Here is a 5,377-nt window from a genome sequence, read left to right as displayed (position 1 = left end):
GGTCTGGGCCGCCGATCCCCGGCGGTCGCCGGCATCTTCGCCCTGTTCCTGCTGTCGATGGCGGGCATCCCGCTGACCGCGGGCTTCGTCGGCAAGTGGTCGGTGTTCACCGTCGCGCTCGCCGCGGGCGCCTGGCCGGTCGTGGTCGTGGCGCTGGTGAGCAGCATGATCGCGATCTTCTTCTACGTGCGCGTGATCCTGCTGATGTTCTTCACCGTGGACGCCGCGCCCGAGAAGGCGGGCACCGACGGCACGGAGTCGGACCGGTTCACCGACACCGGGGCCGGGGCCCTCGCGGTCCGGTCGCGGACCGTCGCGCCCGACCAGGTGCGGGTCGAGCTGCCGTCGGCGCTGACCGTCGCCACGATCGCCGTCTGCGTCGGCGTGACCGTGCTGCTCGGCGTGGTCCCCGGGCCCGTGCTCGACCTCGCGGGCTCCGTGGGTACCTTCGTCCGGTGACCACTCAGCAGGCCGGCGAGGCGGGGCCCGACCTCGCCCTGCCGGTGCTCGACCCGGACCTCGCCGCGCGGCTCGCGGGCCGCATGGAGAGGGTCGAGTCCGCGCTCGCCGGCCACGTCGTGAGCCGGGCGCCGTTCGTCACCAGCGCGGCCAGCCACCTGCTGCGGGCCGGGGGCAAGCGGTTCCGTCCGCTGCTGGTGCTGCTCGCCGCCGAGACGGGCGCGACCCCGGACTCCGAGGACGTCATCACCGCGGCCTGCGTGGTCGAGCTGACCCACCTCGCGTCGCTGTACCACGACGACGTCATGGACGAGGCCGACCTGCGGCGTGGCGCCGAGTCGGCCAACGCGCGCTGGGACAACCACGTCGCGATCCTCACCGGCGACTTCCTGTTCTCGAAGTCCTCCGAGCTCACCGCCGTCCTCGGCGCCGACGCCGTCGGGATCCAGGCCCGGACCTTCACCGCGCTCGTCGAGGGCCAGATCCTGGAGACCGTCCCGCCCGCCGAGGGTCAGGACCCCGTCGAGCACCACCTCGACGTCGTCGCCGGCAAGACCGGGTCCCTGATCGCGACCTCCGCGGAGTACGGGGCCATCTTCGGCGGGGCCACGCCCGAGGTCCGCGCGGCGCTGACGGCGTACGGGGAGATCGTGGGTGCCGCGTTCCAGCTCTCCGACGACATCCTCGACATCGCCTCGGAGTCGGTCGAGTCCGGCAAGACGCCGGGGACGGACCTGCGCGAGGGCGTCCCGACGCTGCCGGTGATCCTGGCCCGGGCCTCGACCGACCCGGCGGACGCCCGGCTCCGCGAGCTGCTCGACCTCGACCTCGACGACGACGTCCTCCACGCCGAGGCCCTCGCGCTGCTCCGCGCCCACCCGGCCCTGCAGCAGGCCCGCGACTACGTGGTCGCCCGCGCCGGCGAGGCGAAGGCCCTCCTCGTCGCCCTCGACCCCGGTCCCGTCCGCGACGCCCTCGAGACCTTCGCCGACATCGTCGCCACCCGCTCGACCTGAGCAGCGGGCCCCCCGCCGGTCGAGGCCGGGACGGCGACGAGCCCGGCCCGCCGCTGGGTGCGGCGGGCCGGGCTCGGTACGACGGGTGCGCGCGGGGGGCGCGGGGCGTCAGCCGCGGCGGTAGGTGACGACCACCGACGGGCGGGGGAAGTCGTCGGTGTGGGGCCAGGTGCTGCCCGGCTCGTCGAAGCTGGACCCGTCGAGCTCGCCCGGGTGCTGGACGGCGGTCCAGAGCGCCCGGTCGCCGTCGGTCAGCAGCGGGCCGCAGGCCTCGGCTCCCCGGGGGACGGTGAGGAACTGCTGCACGTTGCCGCGCTCGGCGCCGGCGACGGGCACCCGGAAGATGCCGTCGTTGCTGCCGAGCCGGTTGCCGTCGGTGGAGATCCAGAGGTTGCCCTTGGTGTCGAACGCGACGTTGTCGGGGCAGCTGATCGGGCTGACCTCCTCCTTCGGGTAGCCGCCGAAGTAGGTCTCCTGCGCCTCCGGGTCGCCGCAGACCAGCAGCAGGTTCCAGGTGAAGGCCGGCGCGGCGTGGTCACCGCGGGCGGCGAGCATCTCGAGGACGTAGCCGTTGTTGTTGCCGGCGGCCGGGGTGAGCTCGCCGTCGAGGGAGTCGCGCACCTGGGAGGTCGTGATCGGGTTGGCCTCGTCGGCGGGGAAGCGGGTGCCGCGCTGGGAGTTGTTGGTCAGCGCGGCGTAGACCCGGCCGTTGACCAGGTTGGGCTCGACGTCCTCGGGACGGTCCATGCGGGTCGGGGCCACGGCGTCGGCGGCGAGGCGGGTGTCGACGAGGATGTCCTCAACCGTCCAGCCGTCGACGAAGGACTCGGTGTCCGAGCACAGCGGGATCCAGCGGCCGGTGCCGTCGTAGGTGCCGTCCTCGGCGCCGTCGCCCACGAGGCGCGCGACGTACAGCGTGCCCTCGGTCAGTAGCTTCTTGTTGCGGTCGCGGGCGGCGCCGGACCTGCCCTTCGCCATCTTCCGCTTGGAGACGAACTTGTAGAGGTAGTCGCCGCGCTCGTCGTCGCCCATGTAGGCGACCGCGTAGCCCTCGCGGCTGATGATGACGTTCGCGCCCTCGTGCTTGAAGCGGCCGAGCATCGTGTGCTTGCGCGGCGACGCCTTCGGCTGGCGCGGGTCGACCTCGACGATCCAGCCGAAGCGGTTCGGCTCGTTGGGCTCGGTGCCCAGGTCGAAGCGGGGGTCGACGCTGCCCCAGTTGCGCGAGCCGGTGGCGCTGATGCCGTAGCGGGCGTACGACGCGGCGTACTCGGGGTCGATCGTGCCGGCGAAGTACTGGTTGAAGTTCTCCTCGCCGGAGAGCACCGTGCCCCAGGGCGTCATGCCGCCGGCGCAGTTGTTCAGGGTGCCCTTCACGCGGGTGCCGGAGGGGTCCGCGGTGGTCTTCAGGCGGTCGGAGCCGGCCGCGGGACCCGTCACGAAGAAGGTCGTGTCGACGTTGATGCGGCGGTTGAGCGGGGCGTTGCGCGGGGCGACCCGGTTCCAGGAGCCGGGGGTGGCGCCGCGCTTGACCTCCACCACGGAGATGCCGTGGTTGTACATCTCGATCTCGATCTTCTCCGCGTCGGTGTAGCCCTCGGCGGGGAACATGGCGGGCTCGGTGGTGTACTCGTGGTTCACGACGAGGACGGACCGGGCGCGGTTGCTCGGGTGGTCCAGCAGCCCGACGTAGTCGCAGTTGTAGCCGAACTGCTTCTTCGCGGCCGCGACGCTCTGGTCGTAGGCGTCGAAGCGGGGGGCGCCGGGGAGCACGCCGTCGCCCCAGCGGATCACGACGTCGTTGGTGAACCCGTCGGGCACGACGACGGCGTCGCGGCGGTTCGGCGGGACGGTCCGGAAGGGCGTGGTGGCGAGGTCGGCGGAGGGGTTCGCCTCCGACACGGCGCCGCCCGCGCCACGACCGGCGCCCGGGGCGGCGGCCACGGGGGAGGACAGCACGCCGCCGGCGAGGGCGAGCGCGCCGGTGCCGACGGCGGCGCCCTTGAGCACGGAGCGACGCTGGACCACCTTGGCGATCTCGTCGCGCACGTGGGGGGTGGCGGTCGTGTTGGGCGCCGGCTTGAAGCAGGCGTCGTCGCACCGGTACGTGCAGGTCATCGCGCTGCGCGAGGCCCGCGAGTGGCCCTCGGCCATCGGGTCGGGCAGCAGCGGCAGCAGGGTGCGGGTGGCGGGTGAGGTGCTCATGCGCGAGAGGACTCCCGGACTGAAGGGCGGGGGGAAGGACCGCTCGACCGTAGGGGCGCCAGGTGAGCACCAGGGGAGACGTGCGTTGCCAGCCGGTGAACGGGCGGACCGGGCGACCTCAGCCGCAGGGCGGGGCCACCCCGGCCGCCGTACGACGGCGCGCGCGGCGCCGCTCGCGGGCCGGGTGGGTGACCATCTCGACCGACAGCAGCACCAGCGCCAGCCACACCAGGGAGAACCCGACCCAGCGGCCGGTCGGCATCGCCTCGTCGAAGACCAGCAGCCCGAGCAGGAACTGGCAGGTGGGGGTGACGTACTGCAGCAGCCCGATCGTCACCAGCGGCACCCGGGTGGCGGCCGCGCCGAAGCACAGCAGCGGCACGGCGGTGACCAGCCCGGCCGAGGCCAGCAGCAGCGCGTGCGCCACCCCGTGGCCCCCGAACTGGGAGGCGCCCGTGACCACGAGCCACCCGACGTAGGCCCCGGCGAGGGGGGTCAGGGCGAAGGACTCGAAGGTGAGGCCCTCGACGGCCCCGACACCGGCCTTCTTCTTGGCCAGCCCGTAGGTCCCGAACGAGCAGGCCAGCACGAGCGCGACCCACGGCGGGCGGCCGTAGTCGAGGGTCAGCAGCAGCACCGCCCCGGCCGCGAGGCCGAGGGCGGCCCACTGCAGGCCGCGCAGGCGCTCGGAGAGGACCACGACGCCGATGACGACGGTGACGAGCGGGTTGATGAAGTAGCCCAGCGACGTCTCGATCACGCGGCCGTTGGTGGTCGCCCAGATGAAGGTGCCCCAGTTGACCGCGATCACGGCGGCGGCGACCAGCAGCAGGCCGACCGTGCGGCGGCTGCGGAGGATCGCGCGCAGGTGGCCCACCCGGCGCAGCACGACCAGCAGCAGGAGCATCGTGACCGCCGACCACAGGACGCGGTGGGCGAGCAGCTCGATCGCGCCGGCCGGCTCGAGGAGCGGGAAGTACAGCGGGAACGCGCCCCACATCAGGTAGGCCGCGAGACCCGCGAGGAAGCCGGTGCGGAGCTCGGAGGCCCGGGCGTCGAGGTCCTCGAGGGTCCCGACCCGCTGCACCTGCGTCACCTCGCGAGTGTAGGGACGGGGGTGTTCCGACACGAACTCCTGAGGTTCGTGGGAATCGTGGTTTGAGCCCCTCGGCGTGTGGGAAGGTCACGTGCGCACCGTCATCCGTCCCTGTTGGAGGAAAGAATGAAGCGTCTGATCAGTGGCCTCGTCGCCACCGCCGTCATCGGGTTCACGCCCGTCGCCCTCGGCGCGCCCGCCGTCGCCGCGGAGGTCGTCCCGCAGGCCGTCGAGCAGCCCGCCGCGGCCGAGCGCGCCCCGTCGTTCGAGGCGAAGCGCAAGGTCTCGATGTACCTCAACGAGCCCCGCGCCAACCGGTTCGTCGTCTCGGGCCTCGCGAAGCCGAACTACAAGAACAGCACGGTGATCATCAAGCGTGCGGTCGGCGAGAACAACAACAACTACAAGATCTTCAAGAAGGTCAAGACCAACGGCCAGGGCAAGTACCGCACCAACGTGTCCAACCCCTCGCGGGTCGGTCAGGTCGTGAAGTACTTCGCGCTCGTCAAGAAGCGGGGCGACTACTCGGCCGCCCGCTCCTCGGTCCGCGGCATCCGTCGCATCTCCTGACGCGACCGCACCACGCACGCGACGAGGCCCC

General features: G+C 72.7%; 5 protein-coding genes. 3 read left to right on the top strand and 2 right to left on the bottom strand.

Annotated elements, in window-relative coordinates; translation table 11 throughout:
- On the top strand, positions 1–459 hold a 459-nt coding region (locus ABD158_RS12395; RefSeq protein ID WP_344007590.1), incomplete at its 5' end, for a proton-conducting transporter transmembrane domain-containing protein.
- An 83-nt stretch (positions 460–542) separates the two neighbouring features.
- Positions 543–1,475: a polyprenyl synthetase family protein gene (locus ABD158_RS12390; RefSeq protein WP_344007998.1), complete on the top strand. Its 933-nt coding sequence runs from the start codon at positions 543–545 to the stop codon at positions 1,473–1,475.
- A gap of 108 nt (positions 1,476–1,583) precedes the next feature.
- On the opposite strand, the gene ABD158_RS12385 is transcribed toward ABD158_RS12390, so the two are convergent.
- Positions 1,584–3,680 (bottom strand): PhoX family protein, encoded by a 2,097-nt coding sequence (locus ABD158_RS12385; RefSeq protein WP_344007588.1) that lies wholly within the window; start codon positions 3,678–3,680, stop codon positions 1,584–1,586.
- 118 nt (positions 3,681–3,798) lie between these two features.
- Entirely contained in the window at positions 3,799–4,776 is a 978-nt protein-coding gene (gene rarD / locus ABD158_RS12380) for an EamA family transporter RarD (protein ID WP_344007586.1), read from the bottom strand.
- Between the two features lie 126 nt (positions 4,777–4,902).
- Between rarD and ABD158_RS12375 the strand changes: the two genes are divergently transcribed.
- Positions 4,903–5,346 carry a hypothetical protein gene (locus ABD158_RS12375; protein ID WP_344007582.1) on the top strand — a complete coding sequence of 148 codons (444 nt, stop codon included), beginning with the start codon at positions 4,903–4,905 and terminating at the stop codon, positions 5,344–5,346.
- Positions 5,347–5,377: the final 31 nt, after the last annotated feature.

Source organism: Nocardioides lentus (assembly GCF_039529515.1).
GTDB classification, from domain to species: Bacteria; Actinomycetota; Actinomycetes; order Propionibacteriales; family Nocardioidaceae; genus Nocardioides; species Nocardioides lentus.
This window is presented reverse-complemented; position numbering and strand designations above follow the sequence as displayed.